Source organism: Rahnella sp. BCC 1045, assembly GCF_019049615.1.
Lineage (GTDB): Bacteria > Pseudomonadota > Gammaproteobacteria > Enterobacterales > Enterobacteriaceae > Rahnella > Rahnella contaminans.
This window is the reverse complement of record NZ_JAFMOZ010000128.1, coordinates 107,320-124,555: the sequence shown is the minus strand read 5'-3', so window position 1 is coordinate 124,555 and position 17,236 is coordinate 107,320. Positions and strand designations below refer to the sequence as shown.

The following is a 17,236-nucleotide window of genomic DNA, read 5'->3' as shown; positions in this document are numbered from 1 at the left end:
CTGCCGACCAGCCCCGCCAGTAAACCGTACCAGATGAAGACAGCGCGGATAAGCCCATCTTTCGCGCCCAATGTGCGCAAAATCGCAATATCGCTGCTTTTATCTTTTACCGCCATCACCAGCGTCGACACGATGTTGAAGCAGGCCACGCCGATCACCAGTACCATCGCCATGTACATAATGGCGCGGACCATCTGGATATCGCGGTACATGTAGCCGTAAGTACCAATCCAGCTACTAATGTAGACGTAAGCGTGGGTGACTTCACCGGCGTCGTGCACCAGTTTTTGTGCGGCAAAGACATCATTCACTTTGATATCAATGCCCGTTACGCTGGTTCCCATATCCTGATATTGCTGCGCATCGGCCAGCGGCACCATGCCGAGACTGTGATCAAGCTGTCCGCTGAGTTGTAAAATCCCGGCGACCTGTAAACGGATGCGTTTTGGCTGCAACAGTTTCATTTCAGGGTCACTGTTAGGGATCATCACGGTCACCCAGTCACCCTGTTTTACCCCTACCGCGTCCGCCACGCCCTTGCCGAGGATCAGCTGTTGCTGCCCGGCTTTAAAGTTTTGCCAGGCGTTATTCTGCACAAATTTCGGCGCGGCGCTGACACGCGGTTCGCTCTGCGGATCCACGCCTTTCAGCTGGATTGCACGCAGTTTGGCACCGTGTTCAATCAGTCCGTTGAACTGAATGTACGGCGCAGCGGCCACAATTCCCGGCACTTTTTCAACACGGTCGAGCACGCCCTGCCAGTCGTTAAACGGCTGATTCACTGGACGGATTTCACCGTGCGGTACGACGGCCAGCACACGCTCTTTCAGCTCGCGCTCAAAGCCGTTCATCGCACTCAGCCCGACGATCAGCACGGCCACGCCCAGCGCGATACCCAACGTTGAAATCACTGAAATCAGTGAAACCATGCCGCTGCGACGACGGCCACGGCTGAACCGCAGGCCAATCAGTAAAGAAAATGGAATGCCTGACATTACTTCGCTCCCAGCAACATCGAATCCTGCTGCAGCTTGCCGTCACGCATTTCCAGCTGACGTGTCAGACGGTTCGCCAGATGCAAATCATGCGTCACTACCAGAAATGCCGTGCCCTGACGCACATTCAGCTCACCCAGCAGTTCAAAAATACTGTCAGCGTTGCGCTGATCCAGGTTACCGGTCGGTTCATCCGCCAGCACCAGAGAAGGATTATTGACCAATGCGCGGGCAATCGCCACACGCTGACGTTCGCCGCCGGAAAGCTCAGAAGGACGGTGATTGCTGCGATGTTGTAAACCCACCGCTTCCAGCATCGCCATCGCGCGTTCCTGCACTTCAGCAGATTTCTTTTTGCCGATCAGCAGCGGCATCGCCACGTTTTCCAGCGCGGTGAAATCCGGCAGCAAATGGTGAAACTGATAAATGAAGCCCAGTTCACGATTGCGCAGTTCTGATTTCGCCGAAGAGGACATCGCGTTCAGCGACTTGCCTTTAAAAATTACTTCGCCAGACGTCGGGGAATCCAGGCCACCCAGCAAATGCAGCAACGTACTTTTGCCGGAACCGGACGTCCCGACAATCGCCATCATCTCACCCGGTTGCATCGCGAAACTCACGTCACGCAATACATCGGTGTGCATTTTGCCTTCCTGATAAGTCTTACAGAGGTTGTCACACTGCAATAATAAAGAATTACTCATAACGTAAAGCCTCTGCGGGGTGGGTGGCAGCAGCGCGCCAGGAAGGGTAAAGCGTTGACAATAAAGCGATAGCCATCGCAACAATCGCGATGACCACTACCTGAACCGGTTCAATATCGACCGGCAGCGAACCGCCATCCAGCATCAGACCGAGGGCTGGCATAATCGAGTTGAGCTGCGTGGCGAGCAGCACGCCGAGCAAGGCACCGAGCAGTGCGCCAATCACACCGGCACTCGCGCCCTGCACCATAAACAGCGCCATAATCTGGCGGCGGCTCAGGCCCTGCGTTTGTAAAATCGCCACTTCGGCCTGTTTCTCCATCACCAGCAAACCCAGCGACGTAATAATGTTAAACGCGGCAACGGCAACAATCAGGCTGAGCAGCAGGCCCATCATATTTTTTTCCATGCGCACGGCCTGGAACAGCTCGCCGCGGCGCTCGCGCCAGTCTTTCCAGCTGGCACCGTCCGGCAGTTTTTGCTGGCTCAGGGTATCGACGTCCAGCGGTTTATCGAGGAATAAACGCCAGCCTGTGACGTTACCTTTCGGGTATAACATCAGGCGCGATGCGTCCTGAATATTGACCAGCATCTGGTAACCATCGACTTCGCTGTTGGCGGAAAAAGTTCCGATCACAGTAAACAGGCGCTGGCTTGGCACACGCCCGACCGGTGTGAACTGGCTGACGCTGGTCACCATCAGACGCAACTGATCGCCCCGACGGACTTTAAGCTGTTGTGCCAGCTGGTCACCGAGGATGATGTTGTATTTGCCCGGTTGCAGTTCCTGCTGGGCGACGCCAATCAGGTATTTCGCCAGCGGATCTTTCTGGTCAGGATCGACGCCGAGCATGACGCCCACTGCCACGCTGCCGGGGCTTTGCAGCACCACATCACCGGTGGTCAGCGGCACGGCGCGGTTCACGCTTTTCAGCGCGGAAACCTGATCGTGGGTGATTTTCTGCGGGTCGACTGAACCGTTCGGTGCCGTGATCAGCGCCTGAGGCATCAGACCCAGAATGTTACCTTCCAGATCCTTCTCAAAACCGTTCATCACTGACAAGACGGTTACCAGCGCCATCACCCCGAGAGTGATGCCAATGGTGGATAACCAGGAGACAAACCGCCCAAAGCGGTCCGAAGCACGCCCGCGCATGTAGCGCAGGCCTATAAATAACGCGACAGGTTGATACATGACTTCCGTTTTAAGTGCTTGGCCGCAAATAAGTGCATGGCGCAGACTAAAGTGATCAAGGATAATAAAGGCTAGCACCGCTTTATGGAACCACTAACCCAAAGTAATCGGTTTAAGTTTGTGACGCCGTTGACCATTTTATACAGACAACGGGTTGACCCCGGTTACCCCTGCAAAGCAAGATACGGTCTGCTAATTGGCCTCCGACAGCCGCCAAAAACGAGAACGCAAAACAGCCTATGTCTCAAGATTATCGTTATTCGCTGCCTGAACGCCCGGGCGATACCCGCCAGTTAGGGCAGCTTACCGGCTCCGCCTGCGCGCTTGAATGCGCCCAAATCAGTGAACGCCACACGGGCCCAATCCTGCTGATTGCGCCGGATATGCAAAATGCCCTGCGCCTGCGCGATGAAATTCAACAATTTACCGATCATAAAGTCCTGAGTATTTCGGACTGGGAAACGCTGCCTTACGACAGTTTTTCACCGCATCAGGAAATCATTTCGTCGCGTCTTTCCAGTTTGTATCAGCTTCCAACGATGGAACGCGGCATTATCATTCTGCCGGTGAATACGCTGATGCAGCGCGTCTGCCCGCATGAGTTCCTGCACGGCCATGCGCTGGTGATGAAAAAAGGCCAGCAGCTTTCGCGCGACAAACTGCGCTCACAGCTGGAACAGGCGGGTTACCGCAGCGTCGATCAGGTGATGGAACACGGTGAGTTTGCCACCCGTGGCGCCCTGCTCGACTTATACCCGATGGGCAGCGAAGAGCCGTACCGCATCGATTTCTTCGACGATGAAATCGACAGCCTGCGTATTTTTGACGTGGATACCCAGCGTACGCTGACCGAAGTGGACCACATCAATCTGCTGCCTGCGCACGAATTTCCGACCGATAAAAACGCCATCGAACTGTTCCGCAGCCAGTGGCGCGAGAAATTCGAAGTGCGCCGCGATGCCGAGCACGTTTACCAGCAGGTCAGCAAAGGCACCTTCCCCGCCGGTATCGAATACTGGCAGCCACTGTTTTTCAGCCAGCCGCTGACCACGCTCTTCAGCTATTTGCCGGAAAACACGCTGGTGCTCAATACCGGCGATCTGGAAGCCGCAGCCGAGCGTTTCTGGCAGGATGCCTGTCAGCGTTATGAAAGCCGCCGCGTGGATCCGATGCGTCCGCTGCTCGAACCGGAAAATCTCTGGTTGCGCGTCGACTCGCTGCACGCCGAACTGAAAGCCTGGCCTCGCGTTCAGCTGCGTACAGATTCACTTCCCAAGAAAGCCGCCAACACCAACCTGAGCTACGAAAAACTGCCGGATTTATCCGTTCAGCCGCAAAATAAAGCGCCGATGGATAACCTGCGCCGGTTCAATGAATCTTTCGCGGGCAGCCTGGTGTTCTCGGTGGAAAGTGAAGGCCGCCGCGAAACGCTGCAAGATTTGCTGGCGCGCATTAAACTGATGCCCGCTTTGATTACCCGTATTGAAGAAGCCGAAACGGCCGGTCGCTACATCATGATCGGTGCGTGTGAACGTGGTTTTCTTGATGCGGATAAACAGCTGGCGCTGATTTGTGAAAGTGATTTGCTCGGTGAGCGTGTGGCGCGTCGTCGTCAGGACACCCGCCGCTCGATTAACACCGATACGCTGATCCGCAATCTTGCAGAGCTGCGCCCCGGTCAGCCGGTGGTTCACGTTGAGCACGGCGTAGGCCGTTACCTTGGCCTGACCACGCTGGAAACAGGCGGGATTACCGCTGAATACCTGATACTGACCTACGCCGGTGAAGACAAACTTTACGTGCCGGTGTCATCCCTGCATCTGATCAGCCGTTATGCCGGAGGCGCGGATGAAAGTGCGCCGCTGCATAAACTGGGCGGTGAAGCCTGGTCGAAAGCCCGTCAGAAAGCCGCTGAGAAAGTGCGCGACGTGGCCGCCGAACTGCTGGATATCTACGCCCAGCGCGAAGCGAAAGCCGGTTTTGCCTTTAAGCATGATAAAGAGCAGTACCAGTTGTTCTGCCAGGCATTCCCGTTTGAAACCACGCCGGATCAGGCGCAGGCCATCAACGCCGTTCTTACCGACATGACGCAGCCGCTGGCGATGGATCGTCTGGTGTGCGGCGACGTCGGCTTTGGCAAAACCGAAGTGGCGATGCGCGCGGCGTTTCTCGCAGTCTCCAACAATAAACAGGTCGCGGTTCTTGTACCCACCACGCTGCTGGCGCAACAGCATTTCGATAACTTCCGCGACCGTTTCGCCAGCTGGCCGGTGCGCATTGAAATGATGTCCCGTTTCCGCAGCGCCAAAGAGCAAAACGCGGTGCTGGAAGATGCAGTCGAAGGCAAGGTCGATATCATTATCGGAACGCATAAATTGCTGCAAAGTGATTTGCGCTGGAAAGACCTCGGCCTGCTGATTGTCGATGAAGAACACCGCTTCGGCGTGCGTCATAAAGAACGCATCAAAGCGATGCGTGCGGACGTCGATATTCTCACCCTCACCGCCACGCCAATTCCGCGCACGCTGAATATGGCGATGAGCGGGATGCGCGATTTGTCGATTATTGCCACGCCACCGGCGCGACGTATGGCCGTCAAAACGTTCGTGCGTGAGTACGACAGCCTGGTGGTTCGCGAGGCCATTCTGCGTGAAATCCTGCGCGGCGGGCAGGTTTACTACTTATTCAACGATGTCGAAAATATCGAGAAAGCCACGCAGCGTCTGGCGGAGCTGGTGCCGGAAGCACGTATTGCCATCGGCCACGGCCAGATGCGCGAACGCGACCTCGAACGCGTGATGAATGATTTCCACCATCAGCGTTTCAACGTGCTGGTGTGTACCACCATCATTGAAACCGGTATCGATATTCCGACGGCGAACACCATTATTATTGAACGCGCGGATCACTTCGGGCTGGCGCAGTTGCATCAGCTGCGTGGCCGCGTCGGACGTTCGCATCATCAGGCGTATGCTTATCTGCTAACGCCGCCGCCGAAAGCGATGTCAACGGATGCGCACAAACGTCTGGAAGCCATCGCGTCGCTCGAAGATCTGGGTGCCGGTTTTGCGCTGGCAACACACGACCTTGAAATCCGCGGGGCCGGTGAACTGCTCGGCGAAGGCCAGAGCGGCCAGATGACCAGCATCGGTTTCTCGCTGTATATGGAACTGCTGGAAAACGCCGTCGAAGCGCTGAAAGAAGGCCGCGAGCCGTCGCTGGAAGATCTGACCACCAGCCAGACCGAAGTTGAAATGCGCATGCCTGCGCTGTTGCCGGAGGACTTCATTCCTGACGTCAATACGCGTCTGTCACTCTACAAGCGTATCGCCAGTGCTAAAACTGAAGGCGAGCTGGATGAACTGCGCGTCGAGCTGATTGACCGGTTCGGCACGCTGCCGGACGGTGCGCGTAATTTGTTGCAGATTGCCGTGCTGCGCCTGAACGCGAAAACGCTGGGCATCAAGCGTATTGAAGGCAATGAACGTGGCGGATTCATTGAATTTGGCGATAAAAACCGCGTGGATCCGGGCTTCCTGATTGGGCTGCTGCAAAAACAGCCGCAGGTTTACCGCCTTGATGGCCCGACCAAACTGAAGTTTACGCTCGATCTCACCGACCGGCCAAAACGCCTGAAGTTTGTCGGCGACATGCTCGGGGAGTTTGCAGAACATCTTATCTGACGGCTATCATCATAAAATAAAAAGCCCGGTGAATATCTCATTCACCGGGCTTTTTTATGCTTTATCAGCGCGCTACGGTTTACGCAGCGCTTTCACCTGCTCGGGCGTGATATCGCCCGGCAAACCGCCGAATGTCACACGCAGGTAATTCACCATTTCGGCAATCTGCGCGTCGTTCAGTCGCTCCGCAAAGCCCGGCATCGGCTGCATGCTTTCTCCGTCCGGAAAGCCCTGCGCCGGTAAACCATCCAGCACTGAGACAATCAGATTACGGCCATCCGGCTGGCGCAGGGTGGCGTTGTTCTGCATCGCCACCGCAACGTGCGGTTTGCCGGACCCGTCCGCCATATGACATCCGGAACACTGATCCAGATAAGTGATGCGACCGGCATCATTACCGCCCTGCCCGATGCTCACCGGCACGGCCGCTGGCGGTTTGTCGCCCAGCAAATACGTGACGATCGCACGGTGATCGGCTTCGGTCAGATGACGGGTACTGAGATCAATAACTTTGTGCATTTCATCAAACGCCGATCCCTGCGGTGCAATGCCGGTCGCGAGGAAACGGCTGAGATCTGCCGGGTTCCAGCCGCGCTGCGCCAGCGCCTGCGGCGAAATGTCCGGCGCAGTGATCCGCCCCAGCGTTCCGCCTTTCAGGTTGTTATCGGTATGCATCTGTCCCAGCGCGCCGCGGGGTGTATGGCATTCGCCGCAGTGGCCGAGCACATCCGTCAGGTACTGCCCCCGCTGCCAGTCAGCAGAATTTCCCTGCGAACTGGCAGGCATCGGGTCACTGGTGCGGAACAACAGGTTCCAGCCAATCATCGCCATACGCTGGTTGAACGGGAACGGCATTTCGTTTTCCGGCACCGGCTGATTCACCGCCGGACGCGTCATCAGAAACGCATACATATCGTCAGAATCTTTGCGGGTCACGCCTTTGTATGACGTGTAGGGCATCGCCGGATACAGATGACGTCCGCCCGGCGCAACGCCCTGGGTCAGCGCCAGATAGAAATCATCCGACGTCCAGCGGCCAATACCGTCGTCAGCTGACGGCGTCAGATTGCTGCCAAAGATTTTGCCGAACGGCGTTTCCAGCGGATAACCGCCCGCCAGCGGTGCGCCGCCGGATGCGGTATGGCACGCGGCGCAGTCGGAGGCCTGAACCAGATAACGGCCACGTTCGATCTGTGTGGTATCCGCCGTGACCTTTTGAACCGGCTCGTCCGGCGTGCGGTTTTCTCGCCACCAGAGCACCGCCACGACGATGATAATTACCGCCAGCAGCAGGAGAAAAAGACGTTTCTTCATCACGCGTGCTCCCGGATCAGACCTGGGGTTTTCATCACAACATCACGCACAGCTTCGTAATACCGCACGTAACCGGTACAGCGGCAGATGTGATTTTCCAGCGCCGCTTCAATCGCGCCTTCCAGTTCATTCAGCGCAATTGGATTTTTTTCCAGACGCTCAAGCAGCAGCGTTGCCGCATTCACAAAACCCGGCGTGCAGTAACCGCACTGGAAGCTGTAATGTTCCAGAAACGCCTGCTGAACCGGAGACAGCTGGACTTCGCCTTTGTCATCGGTTTTGGCGTGGCCTTCGACGGTTCGCACTTTTTTGCCGTTAAAGAAATGTGCGCCGGTAATACAGGTGCGCACTTCTTCGCTGGTGCCGCTTTCATGATCGACAATCGCCACACAGGCGTGACAAATCCCCTGCCCGCAGCCAAGGCGGGAACCGGTCAGCGCCACATATTCGTGAAGAAAGTCGATCATCATCAGACCTTCGGGAACGTCCAGCGGGCCGTAATGTTGATTGTTGATAGTCAGCTCTAAAGGCTGCGTTTTGATGCTCATTGTAAAACCTCACGAATATTTTCAGCACGGACGGGCAAATCACGGAAACGGTGGCCGGTGGCATCGGCGATGGCGTTTACCAGCGCGGCGACGACCGGGATCATCACGACTTCGGCCATGCCTTTCGGCGGATCGGTTTCCGACAGCGCAGGCAGAATGTCGCTGGTCTGTTTCCAGACCGCCACATCACTGGCGCGCGGCAAATGGTAGCGGTTGAAATTCCAGGTTCCGTTGCCCGGCCCGTCTTCATACAGTGGCAAATACTCGTGCAATGCGTGGCCGATGCCCATCGCCAGCCCGCCCTGCAACTGGCCGGAAACCAGCTCAGGGACGATAAGATTGCCGCATTCCATAATCGAATGGTGCGTCAGCAACTCAACTTTACCGGTCGCGATTTCCACCGAGATTTCGGCCAGCGTGCCGACTGCGCTGTAATAGGTCACCGACGCGTTATTGCGCTGTGTTGGCGGGTAATACACCGCGTCACGCGCCAGAGTCTGGAATGGATCCGCACCGTGGCGCACAGACATGCCATCCACCGGAATGCGCTGACGCACGTTGTTCAGCGTGAAATCAGCTTCTGCCCACTGCCAGCGGTTGAAGACGTGAACCGCTGCGCCGGTCATGCCTTTCATTTCGTAGACTTTTTTTGCCAGCATTTCGAGGCTGAGAATCTGCATGCCGTTGGCGGTCAGACCGCCTTCCACCCAGCGGGCATCTTCTTTGCGCACAACATAAGGGGCAGCCTGTCCGCCACCGATGCCGGTTTGCCAGATAGCCATCGCCGCCGGCCAGATTCCGTTGTCGAAGATCAGGCGCGCCGCTTCGCGGGTGCTGTGAGAGAAGTAATAAGCCGAGTTACTGGCGCTCGATGGCGAGCAGTAAGATGGTGACCAGCGGGGATTGGTTTGCAGTTTGTCCTGCTCTTCCTGCGACATAATGTACGGGTCGCCGCTGGTTTCCACCGGCAGCACTGACCAGTCTGTCACTGAGAAATGCGCCTGTTCAGCCGGTTTTCCCAGCCATTCGGCGCACAAAACGGACTGGGACGTGGACATTCCCGTACCCATTTCTGCGCCGCTGTGCCACAGGCTGATTTCGCCTTTTTCACTGAGCTCCACGCGGGCGAAAGAGGTTTCCGCACCGGTGCCGAAGTCTTTCTGCACACACCCAAAACCGACGCCATAGCGTTTGCCCGGATTCTGGCTTTCATATTCGGCTTTGCGCTTCTTACGCTCTGTCCATAACGGGTGAACGGCGGCTTTTTCCAGCACTTCATCCGCACGGATTGCGCCGGCAGGAATGGCACCTTGTGTGTTTTTCATGCCCGATTTCAGGACGTTGCGCATGCGAAACGCAATCGGATCCAGCTTCAGTTCAGCGGCCAGCTCATCCATCATCATTTCGGTAGCAGCCATACTTTGCAGCGTGCCGTAACCGCGTGCAGATCCGGCGTCGAGCGCGCGCGAGGCCAGCCCGACCGCGGATAGATCACTTTTCGGGAAATAGTAAATCGACTGCGCCGCTGTTGCGCCCACCATCACCACCGACGGCGTAAAGTTGCTGCGCCCGCCGCCGTCTGCGGTCATTGCTGCATGGAAAGACTGCAACATCCCGGTTTCGCGGTTCACGGCGATGTCGTAATTCATATCAAACGCATGGCGTTTCAGCGCGGACTGGAACTGTTCGAAGCGGTCATTCGCCAGACGCACCGGCAAACCGTCGCCGTACATCGCCGCGACTGCGCCGTAATACGGGAAGTTGTAGTGATCTTTCGAGCCGTAACCGACGGTATAACACGGATGCAGGATCAGCGTTTTCACCGTGCGGTGACCTTTTGCCATCATGCGCGGCATTTCGTCCGCCACTTCCTGCGGCGACTGCGTTGGCACCACCATATGCAACGTTTGCGTCGCGGCGTCGTACCAGCCGTTGGCGTTATCCGGCTCAAGCGCGGAAGTATCCACGGATTGCGTGGTGAAACGGCGTGACATCACCAGCCAGTCCTGCGGTGGCGATTTCATTTCATCCGCCATTTCGCCCGCATAGAACATGCCCTGCTGATCGAGCTTCCCGCCTTCACGCCCTTCCGGCCAGACTGGCAGGTGTTTGCGCATGCCGACGGGGAAGACTGGCATATCTTTCAGGCTGGAGAACTTATCGTCTTCATAGGCGGTTTCGCCGCCGACGCGAACGAAGCGGAACGTTCCCCACGGATCGCGTTCCAGCGGCCCGGTGGTTTCACCGTAACGCAACACACCGTCTTTAAATTTCAGTGCATTTTTAGCAAAACGGAATTTGGCAAAATCCTGATAGACCAGGATGGCGACCGCTTGTCCAAGATAGGCTGGCGTTTTGCCTGCCGGCAGCAACATGTCTTCGCCATAGAATGCCGGGAAAGCCAGACCGTCGCGCGCCAGCACGTCGGCAGTGACCAGCTGATCCGGCTGTAAATCGTCGCCGAGCAGCGATAAATCCAGCCCGGAATAAACACGGTCAGCCTGCGTTACGCGCAGGATAAAAGCATGGGCCTGTTTTTGCGGCCAGTGCGGCATGTCTTTGGCGCGGATATCGCGGGCAAAGACTTTCTGTCCCATAACCTTCGCTTTGCCATCGATACGGAAACGGACGCGTTTGTTTTGCGCATCCCATTGTGGTGACTGGAGAATTTTCTCTTCAAACAGCGCGGCGTAGGCCTTGCTGTGTAACGGGGCGAGATAAACAGAGACGCCAGCGATCACAGCGCCTTTGACAAAGCGCCGCCTGGACGGGTTGAAATTGCTCATAAATTTCCTTGCTTCTTATTGTCTTTCTTATTTTTCGGCACATTTACAGCTTGCAGTAAATGCTGTAAATACCGCTTATCGCGGGCGATTATAGGTTTTCAGTTCGAATTAAGTAATGATCGATTACACATTTTTAATATTTCGTTCACAAACTTGCGCAAAAAGATGGGATAATTATTCATGTTGCGCAAACAATGTACAAAAGGGACAGACGCAAAATGGCAGGCATTCTTCTTCTCGCAGCGGGTACAGGAAACCGGTTTATCGCCGCGGGCGGTACGGGCAATAAACTCAATGCGGTAATGGCTAAAACAGCAGAAAACTCTGTCACGGTTTTCGACGCTACGCTGGCGCAGACCATAGCCAGCGGACTGCGGGTTCACGTCGTTACCCGTCCGGATAATGTGCCGGTTCAGGACAGTTGCGCACGCGCGAAGGTGCCGGTGACGCTGGCCGAAACGGGCGGAACCGGTGAATCCATTGCCGCTGGCGTGCGGGATACGCCGGACTGGGACGGATGGTTAATTCATCTTGCGGACATGCCTTTTGTGACACCGGATATTTTTATCGCCGTGGCTGATACCTTGCGCAGCGCTTTGGTTGTTCGCCCTTACTGGCAAAACGCACCGGGGCATCCGGTAGGATTTGCCTGCCCGCTCAGGGAAAAGTTGCTGCAATTGCGCGGCGACCAGGGCGCGCGGGAACTGATCTACAGTCATGAAATTCTGCGCGTAGATTTCAATAATCCTGCGGTGATCCGCGATATCGATCTGCCTTCCCAGCTTTCAGCGCGCGTTTCGAACGGAAATATGTATGCAACATCTTGATAATCAGGTCATTGCACAGGCCAGCGACTGGCTGGCGCACCATCCGGTCTGGCTGTGTACCGTGCTGACCACTTACGGTTCTTCCCCGCGTGCGCCCGGCGCGTTGATGGTGGCCAATGCCAGCGGTCATTTTTGTGGTTCGCTTTCCGGCGGCTGTGTGGAAGAGGATTTTCTGCAACGCATTGCTGCGGGTGAATATCAGCAGGCCAGTCAGATTGTGCGTTACGGAGAAGGCGGTCTGACGCCGAATATTGCCCTGCCGTGCGGCGGTTCGCTGGATGTGCTGATCGAGTATTTACCGGCGACACAAAACAATATGGATTATCTGCAGAGAATGGGGATGGCGCTGGCCGGGCATTACGCGCTCACCAAGTCACTTACCCTGCCCGCAGCCTGCGACCATCTGGAACTGACAAATTATCATAATGCGACTCAGGTGATGCGTAACGACGATTGCATTACCCTGCATCTGGCCGCCCCGCCGCGTCTGCTGATTGCCGGATTGTCGAGTGTCGCGCTGTATTGCGCTGATTTTGCCTGCGCGCTGGGATTTGAAGTGGTGGTATGTGAATGCCGCGAGGACGTGCTGGAAAACTTTTTGCCGTCGCTTAAAGCGGATATCCGGCTGGAAAAACAGTTTCCTGCAAAATATCTCGAGCAAAAAAGCTGTCATGCGAATACCGCCATTGTCGCGCTGACTCATGACCCGAGAATGGATGATCTGACCCTGATGGAAGCGGTCAATACGCCAGCATTTTACATTGGTGCGATGGGGTCGCAGCGTAACAGCGCACGCCGCCGTGAGCGTCTGCAAACCATCGCGGATTTTACGACAGAGGATTTTTCCCGCCTGCACGCCCCGGTTGGATTACCGATTGGCAGCAAAACGCCGGCAGAAATCGCGCTGGCGGTGATGGCTGACATTGTGAAACACAAGAACGGAATAGCGCAGGAAAACGCCGCAGCCTGAAACCAGGGCTGATTTCAGTGCACAAAAAAGCCTGAGGAAAACCTCAGGCTTTTTTATCCGGCTTACCGGGAAATTACGAACGGGTAAGCTGCAGCTGACCGCTTTTATCCAGCGGAATTTGAGTGCCCGGATCGTGGTCCATACGAACTTTCCCTTGCTGATCGCCTATTTTGTAGGTCACATCATACCCGAGCGTTTTGTCCTCTTTGTCGTACACGGTTTTACAGCGCTGCTGCTGAGTCGTGTACGTATCATTTTCCTGCATGCTGCTCTGCACACGGTTACCGGCGTAACCGCCACCCAGCGCACCGGCTACCGTCGCGACATCACGTCCGCGGCCACCGCCAAACTGGTGTCCCAGTACGCCACCGGCAACGGCACCCAGCACGGAACCGGTGATCTGATGTTCATCCTGTACAGGACGACGATGAGTCACCGTCACGTTGCGGCATTCCTGACGCGGGGTTTTGGTGGTCTCTTTGATCGGCGTCGCGCTGACTACCTGCGCGTACTCCGGACCCGATGAAAAAACGTTCATGCTCGCAACGCCAGCAATGCCCAACGCCGCAGCCACACCAATACCGACCCCAGCTAACATTGACTTGTTCACAGGACTTCCTCCGAAAATGTTACCACGCAATTGTCCCGGATTCGGGGACACCTCAGTGGACAGCAACACATCTGAGGAGCGGCGTGCGTGAATCGCCTTCTGTAAACTTATTGTTAAGTCTGCACAAGGAAATGTCAGTGAACAATAAGACGAACTCTGTAAGTGAGAGGAATGACGGGTGTAACGGGGTGTTTCAGAGAATTCTTAGCTGACAAAGTAAAAAAGCAGAATCTTATGCTTCTCGTGTGGAGAATGTGAAAAATGAAAAAAAGCCTGTAAGAAACAGGCTTTTAGGTATGAAACGATTCAGCCCGCTCAGAAAAAAAGCCGGCTGTTCAGTATCAGTGCAGTTTCAGGCGCGGACGGATCACACGGTTGATCCCGCCGACCAGCATCATCAGGCCAGTTTTAATATAACCGTGCAGCGCAATCTGGTGCATGCGGTACAGGGAAACATAAACCAGACGCGCCATACGCCCTTCAATCATCATGGATCCGCGCATCAGATTCCCCATCAGGCTGCCGACAGTACTGAAGCGTGAAAGGGAAACCAATGAGCCGTGATCTTTATAAACGTAAGGTTTCAGGCTCTGCCCTTTGCGCTGCGCCATGATATTGGCGAAGCAGCGGGACGCCATCTGGTGCGCTGACTGAGCGCGCGGTGGCACAAAGCCGCCGGACGGCTGCGGGCAGGATGCACAGTCGCCGATCGCATAAATATTCGGATCACGCGTGGTTTGCAGCGTAGGCTCGACCACTAACTGGTTGATACGGTTAGTTTCCAGGCCTGCGATATCTTTCATGAAATCAGGTGCTTTGATTCCGGCAGCCCATACCATCAGGTCAGCATCAATGAATTCGCCTGACTTGGTGTTCAGGCCGTTTTTATCGGCGCTGGTCACCATGGTTTGCGTGAGCACACGAACGCCCAGCTTGGTCAGTTCCTGATGCGCAGCCCCGGAAATACGCGGAGGCAACGCAGGCAGAATACGCTCACCCGCTTCCACCAGCGTGACGTTCAGCGCATCGCTGTCCAGCCCTTCAAAACCGTAGCTGTGCAGCTGTTTCACCGCATTATGCAGCTCGGCAGACAGCTCAACGCCGGTCGCACCGCCGCCCACAATCGCGATATTCACTTTTTTCTGCTTGTCATCGCTTGCAGAGAATTTAAGGAACAGATTCAGCATTTCGTTATGGAAACGGTGCGCCTGATGCGGGTTGTCCAGGAAAATGCAGTTGTCTTTCACGCCCGGCGTACCGAAGTCGTTCGACGTACTGCCCAGCGCCATAACCAGTGTGTCGTACGCGATATCACGCACCGGTACCAGCATTTCGCCGTTCTCGTCGCTAATTTCAGCCAGTTTAATGGTCTGATTTTCGCGATCGATATCGGTCAGCGAGCCAATCTGGAAAGTGAAACCGTGGTTGCGGGCATGCGCCAGATAGCTCAGCGCGTCCACGCCGTCATCCAGGCTGCCGGTTGCCACTTCGTGCAACAGCGGTTTCCATAAATGGCTGTGGTTACGATCGACCAGAATGATTTCCGCTTTTTTCTTGCGGCCAAGTTTATGGCCCAGGCTGGTAGCCAGTTCCAGACCGCCGGCGCCACCGCCGATAATCACAATTTTCTTCATTGGTGATGTCAAAATGACCCCCTCAAATGTGAACCAATTGTTATATAAGAGTAAAAATTTTATCCTTATATTACATAGGGTTGCTTAAGTTAAATCGGTATCTGACACGGAGGATATCATGCGTGGTGATTTGGTCATACCAAAATTGATGTAGGTCAATTTAAATTCATTTGATTAATTTGACTTAGTGAAATGGCATGGATTTTGACTTCTTTAAATCAGGGAGTTAGGACACGGCGTGCGGGAAAAAAACGTTTTGACGGGAGATTCAGACATAAAAAACCACCGCACAAGGGCAGTGGTTTTCAGCGGTAAATGTTAATCAAATGATATTTTTAAAGGCTTTGATACGTTGCAGATGGGTCGAGATATCCTTGAATTTATGGGTCTGATGTTCGTCCCATTCAACAGGATAGTAATGATGAAGCTTTTCAGCGGTTTTCTTGCTGTCGAGCACGCCATCTTCGCGCGATAAAATCACCAGACAACGGTCGCGGTTTTTCTCGCGAAAATCACTGATGCATTTCGTGGCGATATCTTCGTACTCTTCGGGACGGTCAATTTTACCGGCCATATTATCCTGGGGCGATAAGTTCGGGTTGAACATCACCTGACGGATGCCGCACAGAAAACCGATGCGTTCAGCCCAGAATCCGCCGAGCCCTACTCCGCAGATCAGCGGCAGTTTGTCGGTGGTTTCATGCAGCACTTTATCGACCTCTTTCAGCAAATGTTGCATGTCATGACGCGGGTGCAGCGTGCTGTAACTGATGAAACGGACGTCGGGATCAATAAACTGCAACTGCAACACTTTCTCGTGGTTACCGGGACTGGTTGAATCGAAGCCATGCAAATAGATAATCATCGTTTACCTCATCCTGAATGTGCGTTGAAACCCTCACGCGGTCTGAAAACGTTACCGGGCAGTTTCTTTATGTTCCTGCCAGCGTGCGTCGAGCGCGGTCAGTTCACGGTTTGCGTCTTTCCAGCGACTGGAATTTTGCAGGTCCTGACGGGCCTGTTTTCCACTGTACAGTCCGCGATGATACAACTGCGCAACACGCTCAGCTTTGACCGGAGACAGGTTATCCAGCACGCTTACCGCGCCCTGACGGTTATTGCAGGCCAGGATCATATCGCAACCGGCATCAAGAGAGGCCTGAGCACGTTCCGGATAGCTGCCCATAATCGCAGCCCCTTCCATCGAAATATCATCGGAGAAAATCACGCCGTTGAAGTTCAGCTCTTTGCGCAGAATGTCCTGAAGCCAGTATGGCGAACCGCTGGCCGGGCGTGGATCTGCCTGGGTGTAAATCACATGCGCCGGCATGACGGCATCGAGCAATTTACGCGCATTCAGCTGGCGGAAAATTGCCATGTCGTGCTCGCGGATAACGTCCAGCGGACGATCGTCTCTCGGAGTTTCTTTGTGGGAATCCGCACTGACCGCGCCGTGTCCCGGAAAATGCTTACCGGTAGTTTTCATCCCTGCTGCATGCATACCGAGAATGAACTGTTCCGCCATCTCCAGCGCTTTCTGCGGTTCGGCGTTAAACGAACGCTCACCAATGGCAGCGCTGATATGCCCGATATCCAGAACCGGCGCAAAGCTGATGTCGATATCCATGGTAATCATTTCTGACGCCATCAACCAGCCGCCCTCCTGTGCCAGGCGCTTCGCTTCATGCGGCGCATTCAGCGCAGCAAAAGACTGCGCGGCTGGCAGACGGGTAAAGCCTTCACGAAAGCGCTGCACGCGTCCGCCTTCCTGATCCACCGCGAGCACCAGCCGGTCGTGAGACGCGGTGCGGATCTGACGGATCAGTTCATGCAGCTGATCAACATCATGATAGTTTCGGGTGAATAAAATCAGTCCGCCCACCAGCGGATGCTGCAAAATTTCACGTTCTTCGGCATCCAGCTCGTAGCCAGCCACATCCAGCATTACAGGTCCCAGCAAAATGGACGCT

The 17,236-nt window shown here is 55.2% G+C and carries 13 protein-coding genes; 3 read left to right on the top strand and 10 right to left on the bottom strand.

What is annotated here, in order from left to right; translation table 11 throughout:
• The 3 genes from lolE to lolC all read right to left on the bottom strand — a co-directional run.
• A partial coding sequence (lolE, locus tag J1782_RS14100) for a lipoprotein-releasing ABC transporter permease subunit LolE (RefSeq protein ID WP_217153349.1) occupies positions 1 to 995 on the bottom strand: 995 nt, incomplete at its 3' end.
• On the bottom strand, positions 995 to 1,699 hold the full coding sequence (gene lolD / locus J1782_RS14095; protein ID WP_152325621.1) for a lipoprotein-releasing ABC transporter ATP-binding protein LolD: 705 nt from the start codon (positions 1,697 to 1,699) through the stop codon (positions 995 to 997). The genes lolE and lolD, both read right to left, overlap by 1 nt.
• On the bottom strand, positions 1,692 to 2,894 hold the full coding sequence (lolC, locus tag J1782_RS14090) for a lipoprotein-releasing ABC transporter permease subunit LolC (protein WP_165059640.1): 1,203 nt from the start codon (positions 2,892 to 2,894) through the stop codon (positions 1,692 to 1,694). The genes lolD and lolC overlap by 8 nt, the downstream gene beginning before the upstream one ends.
• Before the next feature lie 239 nt (positions 2,895 to 3,133).
• Between lolC and mfd the strand changes: the two genes are divergently transcribed.
• Positions 3,134 to 6,577: a transcription-repair coupling factor gene (gene mfd, locus J1782_RS14085; protein WP_217153348.1), complete on the top strand. Its 3,444-nt coding sequence runs from the start codon at positions 3,134 to 3,136 to the stop codon at positions 6,575 to 6,577.
• A 72-nt stretch (positions 6,578 to 6,649) separates the two neighbouring features.
• Here mfd and J1782_RS14080 read toward each other — a convergent pair whose 3' ends face one another.
• The 3 genes from J1782_RS14080 to J1782_RS14070 are packed head-to-tail and all read right to left on the bottom strand — an operon-like array spanning position 6,650 to position 11,225.
• The gene (locus J1782_RS14080) at positions 6,650 to 7,891 is read right to left on the bottom strand and encodes a cytochrome c (protein ID WP_217153347.1); all 1,242 of its coding nucleotides are present in this window, start codon (positions 7,889 to 7,891) and stop codon (positions 6,650 to 6,652) included.
• Positions 7,891 to 8,439, bottom strand: a complete 549-nt coding sequence (locus J1782_RS14075; RefSeq protein ID WP_152325617.1) for a (2Fe-2S)-binding protein — start codon at positions 8,437 to 8,439, stop codon at positions 7,891 to 7,893. Before J1782_RS14075 ends, J1782_RS14080 begins: the two co-directional genes overlap by 1 nt.
• The gene (locus J1782_RS14070; protein ID WP_165059634.1) at positions 8,436 to 11,225 is read right to left on the bottom strand and encodes a xanthine dehydrogenase family protein molybdopterin-binding subunit; all 2,790 of its coding nucleotides are present in this window, start codon (positions 11,223 to 11,225) and stop codon (positions 8,436 to 8,438) included. Before J1782_RS14070 ends, J1782_RS14075 begins: the two co-directional genes overlap by 4 nt.
• A 218-nt stretch (positions 11,226 to 11,443) precedes the next feature.
• Here J1782_RS14070 and J1782_RS14065 point away from each other — a divergent pair, with 218 nt between their 5' ends.
• Positions 11,444 to 12,052 carry an NTP transferase domain-containing protein gene (locus J1782_RS14065; RefSeq protein ID WP_217153346.1) on the top strand — a complete coding sequence of 203 codons (609 nt, stop codon included), beginning with the start codon at positions 11,444 to 11,446 and terminating at the stop codon, positions 12,050 to 12,052.
• The gene (locus tag J1782_RS14060; RefSeq protein WP_217153345.1) at positions 12,039 to 13,022 is read left to right on the top strand and encodes an XdhC family protein; all 984 of its coding nucleotides are present in this window, start codon (positions 12,039 to 12,041) and stop codon (positions 13,020 to 13,022) included. Before J1782_RS14065 ends, J1782_RS14060 begins: the two co-directional genes overlap by 14 nt.
• A gap of 73 nt (positions 13,023 to 13,095) precedes the next feature.
• Here J1782_RS14060 and J1782_RS14055 read toward each other — a convergent pair whose 3' ends face one another.
• The 4 genes from J1782_RS14055 to nagZ form a co-directional block, all read right to left on the bottom strand.
• Positions 13,096 to 13,632, bottom strand: a complete 537-nt coding sequence (locus J1782_RS14055; RefSeq protein WP_152325613.1) for a glycine zipper 2TM domain-containing protein — start codon at positions 13,630 to 13,632, stop codon at positions 13,096 to 13,098.
• A 341-nt stretch (positions 13,633 to 13,973) separates the two neighbouring features.
• Entirely contained in the window at positions 13,974 to 15,278 is a 1,305-nt protein-coding gene (locus J1782_RS14050) for an NAD(P)/FAD-dependent oxidoreductase (RefSeq protein ID WP_217153344.1), read from the bottom strand.
• 310 nt (positions 15,279 to 15,588) lie between these two features.
• Entirely contained in the window at positions 15,589 to 16,131 is a 543-nt protein-coding gene (gene ycfP, locus J1782_RS14045) for an alpha/beta hydrolase YcfP (protein WP_152325611.1), read from the bottom strand.
• 51 nt (positions 16,132 to 16,182) lie between these two features.
• Positions 16,183 to 17,211 carry a beta-N-acetylhexosaminidase gene (gene nagZ, locus J1782_RS14040; RefSeq protein ID WP_217153356.1) on the bottom strand — a complete coding sequence of 343 codons (1,029 nt, stop codon included), beginning with the start codon at positions 17,209 to 17,211 and terminating at the stop codon, positions 16,183 to 16,185.
• Positions 17,212 to 17,236 lie beyond the last annotated feature (25 nt).